This window comes from Aeromonas sp. FDAARGOS 1407 (assembly GCF_019048725.1).
Taxonomy (GTDB): Bacteria; Pseudomonadota; Gammaproteobacteria; order Enterobacterales; family Aeromonadaceae; genus Aeromonas; species Aeromonas enteropelogenes.
In genome coordinates this window covers 3800829-3820585 of record NZ_CP077399.1, presented here as the reverse complement: position 1 = coordinate 3820585, position 19757 = coordinate 3800829, and the positions used below count along the sequence as shown (strand labels likewise).

Genomic DNA, 19757 nt, shown 5'->3' with positions numbered 1-19757 from the left:
ATGATTGAACTTAATAAAGACAACTTTGACGAAATGGTCGCGCAGGGCATCGTGCTGGTTGATTTCTGGAGCGAAAACTGCGAGCGCTGTAAAGAGCTGATGCCGGATATCCATCAGCTTGCCGATGCGTATAGCGGACAGGTGACTTTCTGTAGCTTGAATATTCAGGGCAACCGTCGGTTGGCGATGGCGCAAAAAGTGATGGGATTGCCCTCTATTGTCATCTGGCAAAACGGCGAGCGGACGATCCACCTGAGTGGAGAAGATCTGGATAGTGAACAAATTCGTCAGGCGCTGGAAACCTTGCTGCATGGCACTGCATAAAAATTTTATTACCAAAGGAGAGCGTTATGGATCTGAGTAGTAAAAAAGTCATCCTCCTCGGCGATCGGGATGGTGTACCTGGCCCGGCGATAGAAGCGTGCGTGCGTTCCACAGGTGCAGAAGTGGTGTTCAGCACAACCGAGTGTTTTGTCTGAACAAGTGCCGGAGCGATGGATCTGGAAAATCAGCGCCGCATTCTCACATTGTCAGAAACATATCCGCCGCAGGAACTGATTGTGATCCTGGGGGGAGCAGAGGCAGAAGCATCTGGGCTGGCATGTGAAACAGTGACTAACGGTGACCCGACTTTTGCAGGTCCTCTGGCCGGAGTTCAGTTAGGACTCCAGTGTTATCACATTGTTGAAGATGAAGTGAAGCAAGCCGTTGATGCAGAAGTGTATCAGCAGCAGGTTGGCATGATGGAGATGGTACTTGATGTCGACGCTATTGCCAGGGAGGTGCGCCACTATCGGGAAACATACTGTCATTACCTGGATCAGTGAGTGACTTTCCAGCCAGCTAATGACTGGAGTGACTCCAGGAGGAAATATGGGAAAAGCGGTAATACGGCAAGTAGGTTATATCTTGGCGCATGCCCCGAATTTGTTGATGTGGCACGGTAGCGCAGCGCAACAAGCACGGCTGCAAAACCCGGATGAACCTTGGCTAGCGGCGATTCCTGACCATCTGAGAACGTTTGATCAGGCGGTGAGTTATCCGCCGAATCAGTGCTACATCGGCAACCTCAGCCCTGCTCAGCTTGCGGCGACCCCCAAGCCGTGGACCCAGTCGGATTATGCTGGCGGCCCCCGCAGCGATTGGGGGGAAATCTATTGTGAAACTTTCTTATATGCGCTGCTTTGCTACGTCGACGCATTTGATTTAACTGCGTGGCAGGCATCGTTTATTAGTGAAATGAAGGACCAACTCAGCAAACACCCGACGCTGTCACAGCATGCGCTGCTGGACAGCGCGGTCACGGTGAGCGATGACGAGCTGGCACTTCTGGTTGAGCAACATTCGGCTCCGCTATGGTTTGGCAATCGGCTGGTTGGATGTGTGAAGGCAGCTCACGAGCTGGACATCAACCTTTCCGCACACGTGATGCTGGAAAACCTGGTGGCGAAAGCCAGTGCGGTGCTGGCAGGTTGGCAGCTTCCTGATGAGGCCTTGGCACAAGTTGAGTACGTCATCGAGTGTTCAGAGGAGGCGATCGGCGATGTCAATCAGCGCGGCGGCGGTAACCTGGCAAAGGCAGTAGCAGAAAGCATCCACTGTCGACAGGCCACAGGGATCGACATGCGCGGCTTTTGTGCTGCGCCGGTTCACGCGCTGGTTAATGCTGCTGCGCTGGTACAAAGTGGCATTTATAAGAGCGTACTGGTGCTGGCGGGCGGCTCGGTCGCCAAACTCGGCATGAATGGCCGCGATCACATTAAGCATGGTATGCCACTGCTGGAGGATATGATTGGCAGTTTCGCCTTGCTGATCACCGCCGATGATGGCGTGAGTCCTGTCGTGAATACACGTGTATCGGGGCGGCATACGGTAGGTACGGGGTCATCGCCGCAGTCGGTGATGGCATCACTTATCTCGCAGCCGCTGAAAGCGGTGGGCATGACGACGGAAGATGTTGATAAGTTCAGTGTCGAGTTGCAGAACCCGGAGATCACCCAGCCGGCAGGTGCGGGCAACGTGCCTGAATCCAACTACAAAATGATTGCGGCATTGAGCGTCATGGAGGGATGGCTGGAGCGCAGTCAGCTCGACGACTTCGTGGCTCGCCACGGCATGCCGGGGTTTGCACCCACGCAGGGACATATCCCGTCCGGTATCCCGTTTATCGGGCACGGCGTGCGCGCGATTGCCGAGCAGGCGATACAAAACTTCATGGTCGTCGGCAAAGGTAGCCTGTTCCTCGGAAGGATGACCAGTCAGTTCGATGGTATCAGCGTTCTGGTGGAACGTAACCGGGGAGATGAAGAGAGCAGCACTCAGGGGCAGCACGAACTTTCCGCGCAGTTGGCGGAGGCTATGCGTAAGGTTGCCGACGTACTGGATGCGGGAGGTCAGCGTGGCTGAACACTCAATTGCACAGGCGTTACGCGGCATGGCGGATGCGCTCGTCGGCGAGTCTGAACGGCCAAAAATCGCCTTTACCACGCTGGGGAGCGAGCTGCCCGTGGAAGTCCTGCTGGAGGCAGCAAAACAAGCGACGGAGCAGCTCATCCCAGTCATCATCGGCCCCGTCGGGTTGCCCGGATACCCCCATCTGCCTGCCGACGATCTTTCGTCAGCGCACCGTATCATGGAACAGCAACTGGCATCGGGTGAGGTGGCTGGTGCCGTCACACTGCATTACAACTTCCCGCTTGGCGTGGCGACCGTGGCACAGGTTTACTCCGTGGCCACAGGACGTCAAATGGTGCTCGCCAGTACCACGGGCAGCAGCGATGTCCGGCGACCGGCTGCGATGGTGAGAAATGCGATCGCCGGGCTGGCACTGGCCGATGCGCTGGGCATCGCTGACCCCTACCTGGGGATCCTCAATGTGGACGATGCCACTGCGGTGCAACGGTTGTTGACGCGGCTAAGCGAAGCGGGATTTTCGTTACGCTTCGCCTCATCAGGCAGGGCGGACGGCGGCGCGCTGATGCGTGGCAACGATCTGATCCGCGCCACACCGGACGTTATGGTCTGCGACACCCTGACCGGCAATTTGTTGATCAAGCTGTTCAGTGCCGGTCAGAGCGGCGGAACAGTGGAAACCCTCGGCAGCGGTTACGGTATTGGCCTGGGGCCGGAGCAGAAAGCGACTATTGGCATCATCTCCCGCGTCAGCGGCCCGGCGACGATCGCCAATGCGCTGCGGTTCTGCGCCCTGATGACGCAGAGACAGTTGATGACTTGCTGGCAGCGTCGCTGGCAGCAAGCCTGCGCATGCGGCATTGAGGATGTTCTTCGCCAGGATGCGCCCCCCGTAGCCACTAAGGTGGAACCTTCATCTGAGGTTGCCCCACCGCCAAAGGTGGTGCTGGACGATGAGATCCACGGCATCGATATTTTGCAACTCGATGAGGCCAGGCTGTGCCTGTGGCGAGCAGGTATATATGCCGAAACCGGCATGGGGTGCACCGGCCCGGTGCTGATGGTTAATCACCAGCGACGCGCTGATGCACTCACGCACCTGCAATCGTATTTGAACTAAGGAGCCAGCGATGAAACTGGAACTTGGCACAATTCATATCCAACAGTTCACGTTTGCTGACACAACATCACTGCAGGACGGTCATCTGCAGCTCAGTAAAAGAGAACTTGAGCAGTATATCCGTACGCTCCACCCGCAGATCGTCGAACTGGAAGCGACAATAGTTAATCCCGGCGATTCAGTAAGAATCATGCCGGTAAAAGACGTGATTGAACCTCGTACCAAACTGGATGGGGGATGCTGTTTCCCCGGTCTCAACCAGGGTGAAGAGAATATTGTCGGCAGCGGTAAAACGCTGGCGCTGAAAGGGGTTGCCGTCGTCACGACGGGTAAAATCGTGGGCTTTCAGGAGGGCATCATCGATATGAGCGGCCCGGGCGCAGCCTACAGCCCGTATTCTTCGTTATGCAACCTGGTGCTGCGAATCGAAGTGGATGAGCATTGCAACCAGTATCAGCACGAAGAGATCTTGCGCCGGGTTGGCCTGATGACCGCCCGCTGGATTGCCGAGCAGGTAAAATCCACACCGGCTGACGATGTTGAGTGTTTTGAAACGCTACCGCTGGCTGAACAGCAGGCGCAATACCCGGATCTACCATCCGTGGGCTATGTCTATATGCTCCAGAGCCAAGGGTTGCTGCACGACACCTGGTACTACGGCGTGGATGTGAAAAAGATTGTGCCGACACTGATGTACCCCACCGAGGCGATGGACGGCGCAATTGTCAGCGGCAACTGCGTGTCCGCCTGCGATAAAAATACCACCTGGAGTCATCAGAATAACCCTGTCATTCGGGCGTTATACCGCCGCCACGGGCAGGACCTCAACTTTATCGGCGTCATTCTCACCAACGAGAACGTCACCCTGGGTGACAAGGTTCGTTCATCCAATATGGTCGCCAAGATGGCTGAGCTACTTGGTCTGGATGGCGCGATTATCACGGAAGAAGGGTTCGGCAATCCGGATGCGGACCTGATGATGAACTGCCACAAACTGGAGGCTCTCGGCATCCGGACCGTGCTGCTGACTGACGAGTATGCCGGACGTGGTGGCGAGAGCCAGTCACTGGCGGATGCGGATGCGTCGGCGGATGCGGTGATCAGCGCCGGGAATGCCAACGCGTTGATTAAGCTGTCGCCGATGGAGCGGGTGATTGGTCATTCGCTGTATGCCGACGTGATTGCGGGTGGTTTCGATGGCAGCCTGCAGGACGATGGCAGCATTACCGTAGAGCTACAGGCCATGATGGGGGCAACCAGCGAACTGGGTATCCATACCCTGTCGGCGCACAGTGGATAAGGAGTGAACGCAAATGAGTTTACGGATCCTGTATTATCTCAACCAGTTTTTTGGTCAGAAGGGCGGGGAAGAGGCTGCGGGCTACATGCCTGAAATGCACTCTGGTCCTGTCGGTGTTGGGTTACAGCTGGAGAAGATGCTTGGTGGCGACGGCAGTATCGTCACCACCATCATCTGCGGCGACAGCTATTTCAACGAAAATAACGAAGCGTGCAAACAGTATGTTCGCGACGTGCTGGCAGAGGTTCGTCCGGATATGGTTGTGGCCGGGCCGGCGTTTAACGCCGGACGTTACGGGATGGCCTGCGGTCAGGTAGCGCAGGTGGCCGCTGAACAGGATATCCCGGTAATAAGCGGCATTTACCCGGAAAACCCCGGCTATGAGCTGTATCGTCCGTGGATGTATGCCGTTGAAACCGGCAACTCTGCCGCCAGCATGCGTAGCGCACTTCCGGCGATGGTGGCGCTGATCAAGCGCTTTATCGCCACTCAGGGTAACCCCGGCCTTCCTGAAGAGGCTGGTTACTTACCACGGGGCGTGCGGATCAACCACTTTGAGACGCAGAACGGTGCCGAGCGCGCCGCCGATATGCTGGTGAGCAAGCTCAAAGGCGAGACTTTCCGTACCGAGTACCCGATGCCGGTATTTGATCGGGTGGATCCGCAGCCGCCTGTGGTGGGCATGGCGCAGGCTACGATAGCGCTGGTGACTTCCGGTGGCGTCGTGCCGAAAGGCAATCCCGATCATATCGAGTCATCCAGCGCATCCCGTTACGGCGAGTATTCGCTGGATGGGATTGAAGCGCTGGACGCAGACAATTATCAGACGGCGCATGGCGGTTATGATCCGGTGGCCTGTAATGACGACCCTAATCGCGTGTTACCGGTTGATGTACTACGTGATCTGGAGCGTGAAGGGGTCATAGGAAAACTCTATCCCCACTATTACGCGACGGTCGGGAACGGAACGTCGGTAGCAAACGCTCGTAAATACGGCGCGGATATTGCGCTGAAACTGCAAAAGGCCGGGGTGAGCGCGGCTATCCTGACGTCAACCTGAGGCACCTGTACTCGTTGCGGTGCAACGATGGTGAAAGAGATCGAAAAACTGATGCCAGTGGTACATATCGCAACCGTCGTACCTATCTCACTGACCGTAGGGGCCAACCGTATTGTGCCTGCTGTCGCTATTCCGCACCCTCTGGGTAACCCACAGTTGGAGCTTGAGGAAGAGAAGCAGCTTCGTCGTCAACTGGTGGACAAGGCGCTGCAGGCGCTGCAAATGCCGGTAACAGGACAGACGGTATTTTAAAACCCGGTGCACTGGCCTTTGGTCGGGGCGTTAAACGATGGGGATGGCATGGTGACGACGCTGTTTATTGTGACCAATAACCCTATGGTGGCGGCGCGTTATGCCGACTATCCGGTTTGTCAGCAGGTCAATTATCTGCAGGTTCTACTGGCCGCACGCGATGCCGTTCATCAGGGGAAGCGTTTGTTGATGCACCCGGAAAGCGGCAGCGTGCAGCCAGGGCAAACGCCGTACCGGTCGCTGCTGCTGGAGGACGTAAATGCGAGTCTGGATATCACGTCGCTGGAGATGATCGAAAACGCGCTGGCTCGCTATCGTCATTTTTCCGGTACTGGTCGGCCTCTCGTGGCCTGGACGGATGCAATTTTACGTGATTTCCAGCTCATCGATTTGGGCTTCATGCGCCAGGCAATGGAGGTCTGCGACAAACGTCATTGAACAGGGAGCAACACTGTTTTTTTGAGGAAGTTGATGGGGCCCGGTGGTCCCCGCGGTCTTCAAAACCGTCGTCAGTCTATCGGCTGGGGCAGGTTCGACTCCTGTCACTTCCGCCATATTTATCCCGTATCCCTTCCAGCAGGCATCAAAAGGGAGAGAGCCTAATGTATGCGGTCATTGGTACAGCCGGACATGTCGATCATGGTAAATCGGCCCTGATCCAGGCGCTCACTGGCGTTCACCCTTCACACCTTCCACAGGAACTCATGCGCGGTATGACCATTGATTTGGGTTTTGCCTGCCTGCGCAGTTCTGACGACGATGAGATAGGCATCATCGATGTTCCAGGGCATGAGCGATTCTTGCGAAATATGCTCAACGCCTTATGGGGGTTGGATATGGTGCTGTTTGTCGTCGCGGCGGACGAAGGATGGTCGCCGTTAAGCCAGGAACATTTACGGGTCATTGGCGCGTTGGGCCTTCGGCACATTGTCGTTGCCGTTACCAAGTGTGATCTGGTTGACGACACTCGCATGGGGCAGGTCGAGGAAGAAATCCTCGAACATTTTCTTGCCGAATGCGACATGTTGCCTGACATTTGGCGAGTAAGTGCAAAGACCGGCGAGGGCGTTGACGCGCTGCGTCAGGGGTTGCTGGCGCGGGTTCGAAGCTTGAGCGTGCCAAGGCCGTTAACGGAAGGGCCGCATCTCTACATTGATCGAGTTTTTTCCGTCAACGGTGTGGGTACGACGGTTACCGGGACGCTGCGCGGTGACACGATTGATGTGGGAGATGTACTGCGTCTTTTTCCTGGCAACCAGCTGGTGAAGGTGAAATTGATACAGAGTTACCACCTTGCGCGCGAACGGGCGCAGCCCTGTAGCAGGGTGGCAATGAGTTTTCGCCAGCTGAAAAAAGATGCCGTGGCGCGCGGTGATTGTCTGGCCAAGCCGGATGCTGACATTACCGCCAGTCGGGAGTGGCTTGTTCAGCTACAACCTGGCTTTTGTATGCCGAAGAAGCAGTGCCAGCTGGAAGTTGCGGTGGGGACCTCTCATACACAGGCGCGCTGCTATTTATTGGGTGAGGGCAACCTGGCCCGGCTGCAGTTGTTAAAATCGCTGCCGGTTTTTTGGGGACAAAATGTCCTGCTGATGATGCCAGGCGGCCACCGTATGGCTGGGGCCGGCCGTGTGGTCTGGAGAGGACCGTTGAAGCGGGAACAGCGGCCACGGCTTATCGAGACGTTGCTTGCGGCGCAGGAGGTGGATTTACCTCAGTTGCGATACCGCGTACAGCTGGCGGTGGATGGTTATGTTCGCGCCAGTGATGAGATGATAACGCCACCGGAATGCCATGTCCTTGCTGGCTGGTGGCTGACGGAGCACTACTGGCAGCACGGCTTATCGAGTCTGAATCACATCCTTCAGCAGGCGACATCGGCGTTAACGGTGGAAGAACTGGCGACAAGGGGAAATATGCCGGTGGAGCTGGTTGGCGAGCTGGTCGGCGAACAGTGCAAGGAGAGGGAATGGCAAACGACGGCAGAAGGTGTCAGCCTGGTGGGGGCCAGTTTTGGCCGACTCAATCACGAGCAGCAGACGTTGCTGGATGAAATCAATACGGCAGGCAAGCTCTGTTTTTCTGCCGTTCAGCATGAACGCCCGCATCTGACGCAACAGCTCAAAGCGCTGACAGAAAAAAAATACATAGTCCCCATGGGCGACAAACTGTTTATTGCACGCGAGTGCTATCAGACGTTGCTGAAAGATATTTTCCATGCAAGTCATCCCGGCGAATTGCTCTCGATTGCTGATGTCAGACAGCGGACGGGTCTGGCAAGAAAGCAGGTGATACCACTGCTTAATCGAATGGAGAGGGATGGCTGGGTTCGACGGGAAGGCGATCTTCGGCGCGTGAAAAAGTGCTGGCGGGCAGAGTCTGCGGTATGACTCCGGGTATTGATGGTGTTGTTATATAAACATCAGTAACAGCGGCGGCTTGAAAATAAAAACAATGATTTTTCAATTTATCTCTCTGGCCACAATCCATGCAATCATTGGCGGTTGATAATGTATTTACAGCCTGATAGTTGTTGAAACAGAAAGTTGGAATAGCGAAGGAATGGCAGATCAGTGTGGTGGCAAATTGTTATCTTGAACACGCTATTCGCGCAATATAGTGAACAATGCCTTAGCCAGGGATCATCGTCAGGGAACCTATATAGCAGCCAGCTCTGCACGCACCACAACCATTGCACTCATCCGAAATAATAGGGAGCGAGTTTGCTGGAACGCTGATGGCACTCAACGGGCATATAGCTGCACATTCATCACAGTTGCCCAGTGTGCGGGCATTGCAATTGTCTGCAATCTGGGGTCGCCACCCGGTATCGTTCTGACCAAGGTTATTCAGGGCCATCGTCTGACAGGCATTCAAACATTGGTGGCACAGAGTACAGTGATTAAGAGATAGATCCATCCTGGGCCCGTCTGACGTCATATGTAATACATATTGAGGACAGGCCGAGATACAGTCGCCACAATGATTGCATAGTCGTTGAAACAGGACTTCTTCGACGGCCCCCAATGGGCGCCCTGTATTTATCGGACGTTGCGATTCTTGCGCCATGGTTGCCCTGGCACTGCGAGCGACGCGCTCAAACAATTTCCGGCGGCCAGGATTGGCGGGCACGTCATTGATATCATCAGGGAAGTACATGGCAGTTATCCTGGGTTTCAACAACAAGGTCTTGGCACAATATCGATAGCGTGTTCTGCGCAGTACAGGTTTAACCAACTCAATGTGAAAGCCGCAACAGCTTGATAGAAATCGGTATTGGCATTTTCCTTCATCTTGCCCAGCATTGTGGGGGCAAAGGGCATCAGATGTGCCGCCAACAGGGTATTGGCATTGGCAATATCGCCTCTCTCCAGCAGCACTGAAAACATCATCAGCATCAGGCCGATATGATCTTCCGGTTCACGCATACCGGTATCGCACGTCATGCCCAAATGGCTCAAGAAGGTCCGGTATTCCAGTGTTGAACAGCCAAACAGCACGTTTTCAGGGTCGAGATAGACGGAGCCCCAGGGGGGAGAAGGCATGGTGCCACTGCCTTGCAACAGGTTGAAAAAATCGGCGGCCAGCTCATCCGGTAATCCCCCCGAAAAACCAGGGTGCTCATAAGTAGAATTTTCCCGTACCTTGAACGCAGGAGGTTCTACATGAAAACATCACGCTTTAGCGATACCCAGATCATCGCCATCCTCAAACAAGCTGAGGCTGGAGCTCCCGTCCCGGAGCTCTGCCGCGAGCATGGCATCAGCACGACCACCTTCTACAAGTGGCGTTCCAAATTCGGGGGGATGGATGCCTCCCTCATGGCTCGACTCAAGGAGCTGGAGGACGAAAACCGCCGCCTCAAGAAGATGTACGCCGAGGAGCGCCTCAAGGCAGAGATCATCACCGAGGCCATGGCAAAAAAGTGGTAACGCCATCTGCCCGCCGGGAGATGGCGACCAAAGCCGTGACTCACTACGCCATATCCATCCGTCTGGCTTGCCGGATCTTCAAGGTCAGTGAAAGCTGCTATCGCTATCAGCCCGTGCTGGTCGATGAAAACCAGGAAATTGCCGATTGGCTGCTACGTATCACGGCCAGCCAGCGCAACTGGGGCTTCGGGTTATGCTTTTTGTACCTGCGCAACGTCCAAGGCTTTGGCTGGAATCACAAACGGGTATACCGGATCTATCGGGCGCTGGAGCTCAATCTGCGGATAAAACCCAGGAAACGGTTGGTTCGGGCTAAGCCAGAGCCGTTGGCGGTTCCCGACCAGCCTAATCAGTGCTGGTCGATGGACTTTATGCATGACCAGCTCAGCGATGGCCGCTCGGTGCGGCTGTTTAATGTGATCGATGACTTCAATCGTGAAGCGCTGTGCATCGAGGTGGATTTCTCCTTACCCGCCTCACGAGTCAAACGGGCGCTGGAGCAGGTGATCACGTGGCGAGGTAAGCCCGCCATTATCCGATGTGACAATGGCCCGGAATACATCAGCGAAGAGCTCAAGCGATGGGCGAAACAGGAGGGGATAACCCTGGGCTATATCCAGCCAGGAAATCCGCAGCAGAATGCCTACATCGAACGGTTTAACCGCACGGTGCGCTACGACTGGCTGGGCCATTACCTGTTTGAGTCACTGAATGAACTACAGGAGTTTGCCACGAACTGGCTGTGGGTTTATAACCATGAGCGGCCCAATATGGCGCTGGGTGGCTACACGCCGAAACAGCGTCTGGCACAGGCCGCATGACCTCTACTTTTGAATGCCCCTAAAAATGGGGGGATTACCATCCGGCATTGTTGTCCCGGCGAGTCGGGACAACCGTTGCAGCAGTTCATCCTCCTGCTCGGCAAAGCCGTCAAGTATGGTGACGACAGTCTGCGATGACGGGGGATGATAGAGCAGCGCACCCAACAGGCGCGAATATATAGCATCGTTAGTTAACATAGTTGTACAGCCAACTTATATTTTGCCAGTAACTCGGTTTATTCCAATAAACCATAGGAGGTTTGTTTTTGTCAAAGATTGGCACCCCGGAACGAGAATGTTGAATTAATAAATAAAATGAATGGTTTGTGATGTTTGTTGTCATTGTAATACATGTCTTGATTAGCAAGCTAATCAGGAGTTGTTAGATATGCTAACCATATTAAAGATAATAATCACAATCAGTTTATAAAATTTATATTGTCGCCATTGATCTCATTTTCCAACATCGGCAATAGCCGTTTTCAATTTTTTTGATTTACGACAACGTTTACCTGATTCCGAAAGGATAGTAGTCCATATGATGTGGGCTATTTAGTCTGTGATAACCACTTATCGAGACGTTGTCATATGAAAGATGCACTGGAATCATTATTGACCGGCGGGTTGACCAGGCGGGATTTTATCAAGTCCTCCAGTGTCGCAGCAGTCGGCCTGGCTGCCACGGCGGGCGCCGTGGCACTGCCTTTCAAGAGCATGGCGGCTTCTGCTCCAGCAGTGAAAGAGGAGAAGATAGTCTGGAGCGCCTGTACGGTGAACTGCGGCAGTCGCTGTCCGCTGCGCATGCATGTGGTAGATGGCGAGATCACCTGGGTCGAAACCGACAACACGGGCAACGACCTGTACGGCAATCATCAGGTGCGCGCCTGTCTGCGTGGCCGTTCGATGCGCCGCCGGATCTACAATCCGGACCGGCTGAAGTACCCGATGAAGCGTATTGGCAAGCGAGGTGAGGGCAAGTTCAAGCGGATCAGCTGGGACGAGGCGTACGATGAGATCGCTGCCAGTATGAAGCGCATCATCAAGGAGTACGGTAACGAAGCCATCTATCTGAATTACGGCACGGGAACCCTGGGGGGGACCGTGACCAAGTCCTGGCCTCCAGGCAGCACCCTGATTGCCCGCCTGATGAACCTGATCGGCGGCTACCTCAATCATTACGGAGACTACTCGACAGCCCAGATCACGGTTGGCCTGGATTATACCTATGGCGGTGGTTGGGCCGATGGCAACTCATTTTCCGATCTGGAGAACAGCAAGCTGATTGTCCAGTTTGGCAACAACCCGGCAGAGACCCGCATGTCGGGGGGCGGTCTGACTTATTATCTGGCAGAGGCGAAGGCGCGTTCCAACGCCCGCATGATAGTCGTGGACCCCCGCTATACCGATACGGCAGGAGGGCGCGAAGAGCTGTGGATCCCCATCCGCCCCGGAACCGACACGGCGTTTGTGGCGGCCATGGCCTATGTGATGATCACCGAGGATCTGGTCGATCAACCTTTTCTGGACAAGTATTGCGTCGGTTACGACGAGAAAACCCTGCCGGCTTCCGCCCCGGCCAGGAGCGACTACAAGTCTTACATTCTGGGGCTGGGGCCGGATGGTATCGCCAAGACGCCGGAATGGGCGGCCAGGATCACCGGCATTCCGGTTGAAACCATTATCCAGACGGCCCGTGAGATAGCAACAGCCAAGCCCTGCGCCATCCTGCAAGGTTGGGGCTTGCAGCGCACCGCCGCCGGGGAAATCGCATCGCGTTCCATCGCCATGCTTGCCCTGCTGACCGGCAATGTCGGTATCAACGGGGGAGGCACCGGGGCCCGTGAATCGGATTACAGCATCCCCTTTGTCCGGTTTCCTACCCTGACCAACCCCGTTAAAGCCTCCATCCCCATGTTCCTATGGACGGATGCCATCGTGCGCGGCACCGAGATGACCGCAACCCGGGACGGGATCCGGGGCGTGGACAAGTTGAAGGCCCCCATCAAGTTCCTCTGGAATTATGCGGGAAATTGTCTCATCAACCAGCATGCGGACATCAACCGGACCCACGACATCCTGCAGGATGAGAAGGCATGCGAGATGATAGTGGTGATTGATAACCACATGACGTCGTCCGCCAAGTACGCCGACATAGTGCTGCCGGATCTGACTACCTCAGAACAGGCCGATTTCTGCATGGATGCCTTTGCGGGGAACATGGGGTACTTCATTTTTGCCGATCAGGCCATCGCACCCCAGTTCGAATCAAAAGGGATTTACGAGATTTGCTCCGAGATCGCCGAGCGCATGGGCGTCGGGGAGGCTTTCACGGAAGGCCGTGATCAGGAGAGTTGGCTGCGCCATCTCTACACCCTGACCCGGAAGCAAGACCCAGGGCTGCCGGATTTTGAGACCATGCGAAAGCAAGGCATCTACAAGCGACGGGATCCGGACGGTCACTATGTTGCTTACAAGGCATTTCGCGAGGATCCGCAGGGGAATCCGCTCGGTACACCATCGGGAAAAATCGAGATCTACTCTGAGCGGCTGGCCCGGATCGCCGCAACCTGGGAGCTGAAAGAAGACGAGGTGATCCACCCGTTACCTGTCTATGTATCGACCTTCGAGGGGTGGGATGACAAGAAGCGGACCATTTATCCGCTGCAGCTGACCGGCTTCCACTACAAGGCTCGTACTCACTCGACCTACGGCAACGTGGACATTCTCAAAGATGCGGCACGTCAGGAGCTGTGGATCAATCCCCTTGATGCCGACGAGCGAGGTATCCAGCAAGGCGATCTGATCCGCATCTTCAACGATCGCGGTGAGGTCCACATTCCGGCCAAGGTCACACCACGCATCCTGCCCGGTGTGGTGGCGCTGGGGGAGGGAGGCTGGTATGCCCCGGACGGAAGCAAGGTCGACAAGGGAGGTTGCATCAATGTGCTGACGACTCAGCGACCGAGCCCGCTCGCTAAGGGCAATCCCCAGCATACCAACCTGGTGGATGTACAACTGGTGAAGAAGGCATAAGGGCTAACCATGAAACAGTTCGGTTTTTACATCGATTCAAGCAAGTGCACCGGATGCAAGACGTGCCAGCTCTCTTGCAAGGACGTCAAGGATCTGAACGTTGGCACCAACTACCGCCGTGTCTATGAATACGCAGGAGGTAGCTGGGTGAAAGACGGCGATGCATGGCGTCAAGACGTTTATGCCTATTACGTGTCGATAGCGTGCAATCACTGTGCCGAGCCAGCATGTACCAAGGTGTGCCCGAGCGGCGCGATGCACAAGCGGGAAGACGGCTTCGTGGTGGTGGATACGGATACCTGCATCGGTTGCAGATATTGCGCCATGGCCTGCCCTTATGATGCGCCGCAATACAATGCGCAGAAGGGTCATATGACCAAGTGCGATGGCTGCTACGAACGGGTTGCCGATGGCAAGCCGCCGGTGTGTGTGGCCTCCTGCCCGTTGCGGGCGCTGGCGTTCGGTCCCATCGAAGAGTTGCGTGCCAAGTACGGCTCTCTGGCCGAAGTGGCGCCATTGCCGCCGTCGTCCTTGACCAAACCCAACATTATTATCAAACCAAACCGCCATTCCCGACCTTGTGGGGATACGACTGGGTACTTGGCGAACCCGAAGGAGGTGTAATATGGCTTGGCATGAATGGCCGCTAATCCTGTTCACAGTGATGGCCCAGACTGCGGTGGGGGCGTTTCTGATATTAAGCACACTGCTGCTTGCCCGGCGCATCTCGGCGGAAACGGAACCACGGTTGCATCGAGCCATGTTGGGACTGTGGGTGCTTATGGGGCTGGGCCTCGTTGCATCCGTGATGCACCTGGGGAGTCCGCTTCGTGCAATGAATGCACTGAACATGGTGGGCCACTCCTGGCTGTCTAACGAGATCGCCGGCGGCATGGCTTTTTTCGCTTTCGGCGGCTTGTATTGGTTGCTTTCGGTATTGGACAAAGGGAGCGAAGGGGGACGCAGAGGTCTGATGCTGGGGGCCATCCTGGCGGGTCTCTTCTTCATGTACGCCATGATCATGGTTTACATGATTGATACTGTGCCGACCTGGTACACAGGTTTAACACCGGCTTCTTTTCTGCTGACCATGGGGGTAGGGGGAGGCGCCCTGGCGCATTTGCTGTTGCTGGCGGCGCGTCACGATGTCGCTGTGGCTGACACAGTTCTTCCCGTTTGGGGGCTGCTGGTGGCGCTGGGGGTGGCCATCGCGGTGATGTTGTTGTCGCTCCATCTTGGCGGGATTGAAACCAGCGTGACGAGCGCACTGGCCAGGGTACCTGATCTGGCTGTTACCCAGTCGGTTCGTCTCGTGTTGCTGGCCGCGGGAGTCTTGCTGTGGTTGTGGCCGCTGTTTACCAAACGAACCCCCACTGCGGCGCTGATGGCTGCGTCGTTTGGCTTCATCCTGGTGTCCGAGCTGGTGGGGCGCGGGGTGTTCTACGGGGTTCATCTCACCGCGGGTTTGGGGTGATCCGAGGACTGGTGCTGACAGGCAGGATATGTCCCAGGCTAGCAGATCATGGGGGGCGGCTGAGGATGGGGAATGACTATCTTGTTGGCCCGATATCTTGCTGAGGCAAGCTTCAGGCACCAGTGATTGAACACAGCAAGCAAGGCTTTATCAAGGCCGCAGCAATAGCGGCCTTTTGTTTATCGTGAAATGGCTCCCGGATGGTGATGGAAAGTGAGTGGGATAACACCAGTCTCGAGAATAGAAAATGCAATAAACCGGATGCCAGAAGGTATCTCGCTGCGGCAGGCAAGATAGCAGCCTCTGTTCATTTACCCATATTGTCTTCCTTTGCTGGCTTGTTTGCGTCGTCCACAGGTGCCATCCATCGCACCAGCTCAACCTGATCATGGCGCACCAGTTTCATCTCTCCGCCTTTGAGGCGATAGGCGCAGTGGCTGGTATTGCACATGACCCTGATGTGCGCGGTTTCGCCCAGCAGAGGCGACAGGGCCCGATCCGACCGTTCGCTCAACTGGTCGTTTTCCAGTTTTGTGACTCGCGCTTTTTCGGCATCGAGCCCTTCCATGAAATTGGAGAGTGTGGGCAACAGAATAATGAGCGCCGGCACAACCAAAATGGCAAAGCGGTTGTAGATAACCTCAACCCAGGAGATTAACAAAAAGAGCCTGGGGGCCGGGACTCGTGCCCTGCGGCGAAAGAAACGCCTTGTTCTTGGATATTGTCGTGAACCGATGCGATGGCAAAACCATGCCCAGCGCAGACGAAGCCTGACCGAGAGAAACAACACGAAAGTGAGCAGCACAATACCGGCAACGGCATAGAGCAGGTAAGGGCCATATAGCTTGCCCATCTGCAGCCAGAGCAAATAGCCCGTGGCGAGCGTGATATCAGCCGGTTGGGGAAACTCTGCGATATCGAGGCCATGGACCAGACATCTGCCGTAAAAGTGAGCCATGCCGCTCAAATAGATACTGGCGGTGATAATCGGGATGGCTGCAAAGAGAGTGGTCAGGAAGTGGGCCATCTTGACCTGGGGCTCTTCTGGTTCCGGTGACTTGCGTACCTGCTTGAGGTGCTGCCTTAACCAGTGCCAACGCTCCCAGTTGATTGCTTTTCTCTTTTTCATGTATCCCTACGCCAGAAAAGATGAGCTTCAAAGTTGTCCGCTATTGTAGCGAGACCACAGAGAATGAACATGTGGTCTGGTGGCGGGATCCACACATTGGCAGCAAGTGTTATCCGGCAAATAAAAGAGGGCCTCACTCTGTGAGGCCCTCTTGTTATGGGATGGCAACCTTAACGAGGTGCACAGTGTCAGGAGCCGGATCCCGTGCTGGCCTCTGACATGGCGGCGGCACTCTTGCGCCGGCGCAGCACGCGCACCAGGGGGGGCAGGACGATGACCAGCACCGCCAGCACCAGCAGGCTCTGGCTGATGGCGCTGCCCCACAGGATGTCGAGTTCGCCGTTGCTGATGGAGAGCGCCCGGCGCAGGTTTTGCTCCAGCATCTCCCCCAGCACGAAGCCCAGGATCAGCGGTGAGAGGGGGAAGTTGAGCTTGCGCAGCACATAGCCAAACACCCCGAGACCGGCCATCAGCAGCAGATCGAAGGTGGTGCTGTGCACCGCGTAGACCCCCACCGCCGAGACGGTGGCGATGGCCGGGGCCAGGAACCAGAGCGGAATGCTGAGCATGCGGGTGAACAGCCCGATGAGGGGGATGTTCATGATGAGCAGCATGATGTTGGCCAGCAGCAGGGCGGCGATCAGCCCCCAGACGATGTCCGGCTGTTCGGTGAACATGGTCGGACCCGGGGTGATGTTGTAGAGGGTCAGGGCCCCCATCATCACCGCCGTGGTGCCCGAACCCGGCACGCCCAGGGTCAGCATGGGGATGAAGGAGCCGCAGGCGGAGGCGTTATTGGCCGCCTCGGGGGCCGCCACGCCGCGGATGTCACCCTGGCCGAAGGTGCCCTGCGGGCCGGCCAGGCGCTTCTCGGTCATGTAGGTGAGGGCGCTGGCGATGGTGGCACCTGCCCCTGGCAGGATGCCGACGAAGAAGCCGGCGGTGGCCGAGCGCAACATGGTGCCGGTGCACTGGGTCAGCTCGTGGAAGCTGAACAGCAGGCGGCCGGTCTGGCGTACCAACTGCTGACCCCCCTTGGTGTGCTCGAGCATCAGCAGGATCTCGCTCACCGAGAAGAGGCCGATCACCACCACGATGAACTGGATCCCGTCCGACAGGTGCACGCTGTCGAAGGTGAAGCGGTAGACGCCGGTGTTGGCGTCGACGCCGACGGTGGCGAGCCCCAGGCCAATCAGGGCGGCGAGGAAGGACTTGAGCGGGTTCTGGCTCATCATGCTGCCGAGGCAGGCGATGGCGAACACCATGAGGGCGAAGTACTCGGCCGGGCCGAAGGCGAGCGACCAGCGAGCCAGGGCCGGGGCGAACAGTATGATGCCGCCGATGGCGAGCAGGGAGCCGACGAACGAGCTCACCGCCGAGATGGATAGCGCCACCCCGGCACGCCCCTGCTTGGCCATGGGGTAGCCGTCGAGCGCCGTCATGATGGCGGCGGCGTCCCCCGGCACGTTGAGCAGGATGGAGGAGATCCGCCCGCCGTACTCGCAGCCGATGTAGACGGTGGCGAGCAGGATCAGGGCTGACTCGGGGGGCAGTTTCAGGGCAAAGGCGAGGGGCAGCAGGATCGCCACGCCGTTGATGGGGCCGAGCCCCGGCAGCAGCCCGACCACGGTGCCGACGAAGCAGCCGATGAGGGCGATCAGCAGGTTTTCGGGGGTGAGGGCCACCGCGAAACCTTGCGCTAGGTACATCCAGGTATCCATGACAACTCCTTAGGCCAGCCAGGCGCCGAGCGGCAGGGTGACATCCAGCAGCCGGTCGAAGGCGTAAAAGAGGCAGATGCCGAGCAGGGGCCCGGCGATGAGGGCGGCGCGCCAGCTGGCGCCAAACAGCCGCCCGACCACCACGGTGAGCAGGGTGGTGGCGAGCGGAAAGCCCAGCCACTCAAAGCCCCAGCCGTAGCTAAACAGGGCCAGCACCATGGCGGCGATGCGCAGCAGCGCGGGACGCTCCGGCCAGCTGGCCGGATCCGGCGTGCGCCTCAGCAGCAGCAGGGCGCAGCCGGCCATCAACAGGCTGATGACCAGCGGGAAGGGGCGCGGCCCCACCGGCTCGTAGCTGTATTCGCTGTGCAGCTGCCAGGCGAGGGCGGCGGCCCCCAGGCTAAGCAGCAGCCAGCACAGGGCAAACAGACGATCGCTCATGGTGCTGGCTCCCTCTTACTTGGCCAGACCGAAGGCCTTGGCCTGCTCGCGATAGTCGGCGACCTGGGCCTTGACGTAGCTGTCCAGTGCCTCGCCGGTGAGATCGAACTCGAACAGGCCGCGCTGATCACGCTGGGCCTTGAAGGTGTCGGTCTTGACCAGTTGATCGAAGGTCTGCTTCCACCACTGGTACTCGGCGTCGCTCACCTTGGGGCCCACGTAGAAGCCGCGAATGACCGGCCACTCCAGGTCATAACCCTGCTCCCTGGCGGTGGGGATGTCGGCCAGCTTGCCCGGCAGGCGATCCTTGGCAAACACCGCCAGCACCTTGAGTTTGTCGCCGCCAAGGTGGGGCACCATCTCGCTCAGATCGCCGGAGACCGCCTGCACGTGGTTGCCGAGCAGGGCGGTGACCGGCTCGCCACCGCCTTCAAAGGCGACGTAGCGCATCTTGTGGGGATCGACCCCGGCCAGCTTGGCCAGCAGGGCGGCCTTCATCCAGTCCTGGCTGCCGATGGAGGCGCCGGCGCCGATCACCACGCTGTTGGGATCGCGTTTGAGGGCGGCGACCAGCTCCTTGAGGTTCTGGTAGGGGGCGTCGTGGCGCACCGCGATCATGCCGTAGTCGGTGCCAACGGCGGCCAGCCAGCGCACGTCATCGACCCCGTAGCGGCCGAACTTGCCCTGGGAGAGGTTCAAAAGCGAACCGCCGGAGAAGGCCACCACTGTGCCGGCCTCGGCCGGACGCTGGGCCACGATGGCGTTGTAGGCCACGGCGCCAACGCCGCCCGGCATGTAGGTGACGCGCATCGGCTTGTCGATGGTGTTGGTCTCCTGCAGGCTCACCTGCAGCAGCTTGCAGGTGAGATCGAAACCGCCGCCCGGTTTGGCGGGGGCGATGCATTCGGTCCGATCAGGGGCGCTGGCGGTGTCGGCAGCTTGCAGTGGCAGGGCACCGAACAGAGCCAGCAGGGCGAGGGCATGACGTGTGTGTTGCTTCATGGAGTGCTCCATCTTGTTGTTGTTTTTTCCGGGTGTGACCTCGTCGGTAGACGAGGTGAT

18 protein-coding genes and 1 tRNA gene are annotated in these 19757 nt (G+C 57.3%); 13 read left to right on the top strand and 6 right to left on the bottom strand.

What is annotated here, in order from left to right:
• The 9 genes from I6L37_RS17905 to selB all read left to right on the top strand — a co-directional run bounded on the left by I6L37_RS17905 (position 1) and on the right by selB (position 8534).
• The gene (locus I6L37_RS17905; protein WP_216992574.1) at positions 1-324 is read left to right on the top strand and encodes a co-chaperone YbbN; all 324 of its coding nucleotides are present in this window, start codon (positions 1-3) and stop codon (positions 322-324) included.
• A gap of 26 nt (positions 325-350) precedes the next feature.
• On the top strand, positions 351-827 hold the full coding sequence (gene grdA, locus I6L37_RS17895; RefSeq protein ID WP_082043357.1) for a glycine/sarcosine/betaine reductase complex selenoprotein A: 477 nt from the start codon (positions 351-353) through the stop codon (positions 825-827).
• Positions 828-873: 46 nt separating this feature from the next.
• Positions 874-2406 (top strand): glycine/sarcosine/betaine reductase complex component C subunit beta, encoded by a 1533-nt coding sequence (gene grdC / locus I6L37_RS17890; protein ID WP_216992573.1) that lies wholly within the window; start codon positions 874-876, stop codon positions 2404-2406.
• The gene (gene grdD / locus I6L37_RS17885) at positions 2399-3532 is read left to right on the top strand and encodes a glycine/sarcosine/betaine reductase complex component C subunit alpha (RefSeq protein ID WP_216992572.1); all 1134 of its coding nucleotides are present in this window, start codon (positions 2399-2401) and stop codon (positions 3530-3532) included. Before grdC ends, grdD begins: the two co-directional genes overlap by 8 nt.
• Before the next feature lie 10 nt (positions 3533-3542).
• Positions 3543-4832 (top strand): glycine/sarcosine/betaine reductase component B subunit, encoded by a 1290-nt coding sequence (locus I6L37_RS17880; RefSeq protein WP_216992571.1) that lies wholly within the window; start codon positions 3543-3545, stop codon positions 4830-4832.
• A 13-nt stretch (positions 4833-4845) separates the two neighbouring features.
• Complete coding sequence (locus I6L37_RS17875; protein ID WP_254203509.1) at positions 4846-6144, top strand: glycine/betaine/sarcosine/D-proline family reductase selenoprotein B; 1299 nt, start codon at positions 4846-4848, stop codon at positions 6142-6144.
• Positions 6145-6192: 48 nt separating this feature from the next.
• Positions 6193-6582 (top strand): GrdX family protein, encoded by a 390-nt coding sequence (locus I6L37_RS17865; RefSeq protein WP_082791937.1) that lies wholly within the window; start codon positions 6193-6195, stop codon positions 6580-6582.
• 25 nt (positions 6583-6607) lie between these two features.
• Positions 6608-6698 (top strand) — tRNA-Sec (locus I6L37_RS17860).
• Positions 6699-6746: 48 nt separating this feature from the next.
• The gene (gene selB, locus I6L37_RS17855; protein WP_216992568.1) at positions 6747-8534 is read left to right on the top strand and encodes a selenocysteine-specific translation elongation factor; all 1788 of its coding nucleotides are present in this window, start codon (positions 6747-6749) and stop codon (positions 8532-8534) included.
• 241 nt (positions 8535-8775) lie between these two features.
• Here selB and I6L37_RS22245 read toward each other — a convergent pair whose 3' ends face one another.
• The gene (locus tag I6L37_RS22245) at positions 8776-9213 is read right to left on the bottom strand and encodes a 4Fe-4S dicluster domain-containing protein (protein WP_367948805.1); all 438 of its coding nucleotides are present in this window, start codon (positions 9211-9213) and stop codon (positions 8776-8778) included.
• Positions 9214-9320: 107 nt separating this feature from the next.
• A complete protein-coding gene (locus tag I6L37_RS17845; protein ID WP_302057035.1) occupies positions 9321-9731 on the bottom strand; it encodes a molecular chaperone in 411 nt (136 codons plus the stop codon).
• A gap of 78 nt (positions 9732-9809) precedes the next feature.
• On the opposite strand from I6L37_RS17845, the gene I6L37_RS17840 reads away from it, so the two are divergent.
• From I6L37_RS17840 to I6L37_RS17825, 4 genes are all read left to right on the top strand, one after another.
• A protein-coding gene (locus I6L37_RS17840) for an IS3-like element ISKpn10 family transposase (RefSeq protein WP_099368947.1) occupies positions 9810-10897 on the top strand; the annotation gives its coding sequence in 2 pieces (ribosomal slippage) (positions 9810-10062 and positions 10062-10897; 1089 coding nt in all).
• Positions 10898-11485: 588 nt separating this feature from the next.
• Complete coding sequence (locus tag I6L37_RS17835; RefSeq protein WP_254203507.1) at positions 11486-13930, top strand: DmsA/YnfE/YnfF family dimethyl sulfoxide reductase; 2445 nt, start codon at positions 11486-11488, stop codon at positions 13928-13930.
• 9 nt (positions 13931-13939) lie between these two features.
• Positions 13940-14554, top strand: a complete 615-nt coding sequence (locus tag I6L37_RS17830; RefSeq protein WP_061477193.1) for a DMSO/selenate family reductase complex B subunit — start codon at positions 13940-13942, stop codon at positions 14552-14554.
• Position 14555: 1 nt separating this feature from the next.
• A complete protein-coding gene (locus I6L37_RS17825) occupies positions 14556-15404 on the top strand; it encodes a DmsC/YnfH family molybdoenzyme membrane anchor subunit (protein WP_216992565.1) in 849 nt (282 codons plus the stop codon).
• A 307-nt stretch (positions 15405-15711) separates the two neighbouring features.
• On the opposite strand, the gene I6L37_RS17820 is transcribed toward I6L37_RS17825, so the two are convergent.
• The 4 genes from I6L37_RS17820 to I6L37_RS17805 all read right to left on the bottom strand — a co-directional run bounded on the left by I6L37_RS17820 (position 15712) and on the right by I6L37_RS17805 (position 19697).
• The gene (locus I6L37_RS17820; protein WP_216992564.1) at positions 15712-16533 is read right to left on the bottom strand and encodes a hypothetical protein; all 822 of its coding nucleotides are present in this window, start codon (positions 16531-16533) and stop codon (positions 15712-15714) included.
• A 188-nt stretch (positions 16534-16721) separates the two neighbouring features.
• Positions 16722-18254 carry a tripartite tricarboxylate transporter permease gene (locus tag I6L37_RS17815; protein WP_216992563.1) on the bottom strand — a complete coding sequence of 511 codons (1533 nt, stop codon included), beginning with the start codon at positions 18252-18254 and terminating at the stop codon, positions 16722-16724.
• A gap of 9 nt (positions 18255-18263) precedes the next feature.
• Positions 18264-18695, bottom strand: a complete 432-nt coding sequence (locus I6L37_RS17810) for a tripartite tricarboxylate transporter TctB family protein (RefSeq protein ID WP_216992562.1) — start codon at positions 18693-18695, stop codon at positions 18264-18266.
• Positions 18696-18710: 15 nt separating this feature from the next.
• On the bottom strand, positions 18711-19697 hold the full coding sequence (locus I6L37_RS17805) for a tripartite tricarboxylate transporter substrate binding protein (RefSeq protein WP_156130285.1): 987 nt from the start codon (positions 19695-19697) through the stop codon (positions 18711-18713).
• Positions 19698-19757: the final 60 nt, after the last annotated feature.

Excerpts from the sequence above, each read along its gene's own strand:
- I6L37_RS17905 (WP_216992574.1), top strand. The coding sequence starts at position 1 with ATGATTGAACTTAATAAAGACAACTTTGACGAAATGGTCGCGCAGGGC.
- grdC (WP_216992573.1), top strand. The coding sequence starts at position 874 with ATGGGAAAAGCGGTAATACGGCAAGTAGGTTATATCTTGGCGCATGCC.
- I6L37_RS17880 (WP_216992571.1), top strand. The coding sequence starts at position 3,543 with ATGAAACTGGAACTTGGCACAATTCATATCCAACAGTTCACGTTTGCT.
- I6L37_RS17865 (WP_082791937.1), top strand. The coding sequence starts at position 6,193 with ATGGTGACGACGCTGTTTATTGTGACCAATAACCCTATGGTGGCGGCG.
- selB (WP_216992568.1), top strand. The coding sequence starts at position 6,747 with ATGTATGCGGTCATTGGTACAGCCGGACATGTCGATCATGGTAAATCG.
- I6L37_RS22245 (WP_367948805.1), bottom strand. The coding sequence starts at position 9,213 with ATGGCGCAAGAATCGCAACGTCCGATAAATACAGGGCGCCCATTGGGG.
- I6L37_RS17835 (WP_254203507.1), top strand. The coding sequence starts at position 11,486 with ATGAAAGATGCACTGGAATCATTATTGACCGGCGGGTTGACCAGGCGG.
- I6L37_RS17830 (WP_061477193.1), top strand. The coding sequence starts at position 13,940 with ATGAAACAGTTCGGTTTTTACATCGATTCAAGCAAGTGCACCGGATGC.
- I6L37_RS17825 (WP_216992565.1), top strand. The coding sequence starts at position 14,556 with ATGGCTTGGCATGAATGGCCGCTAATCCTGTTCACAGTGATGGCCCAG.
- I6L37_RS17820 (WP_216992564.1), bottom strand. The coding sequence starts at position 16,533 with ATGAAAAAGAGAAAAGCAATCAACTGGGAGCGTTGGCACTGGTTAAGG.
- I6L37_RS17815 (WP_216992563.1), bottom strand. The coding sequence starts at position 18,254 with ATGGATACCTGGATGTACCTAGCGCAAGGTTTCGCGGTGGCCCTCACC.
- I6L37_RS17810 (WP_216992562.1), bottom strand. The coding sequence starts at position 18,695 with ATGAGCGATCGTCTGTTTGCCCTGTGCTGGCTGCTGCTTAGCCTGGGG.
- I6L37_RS17805 (WP_156130285.1), bottom strand. The coding sequence starts at position 19,697 with ATGAAGCAACACACACGTCATGCCCTCGCCCTGCTGGCTCTGTTCGGT.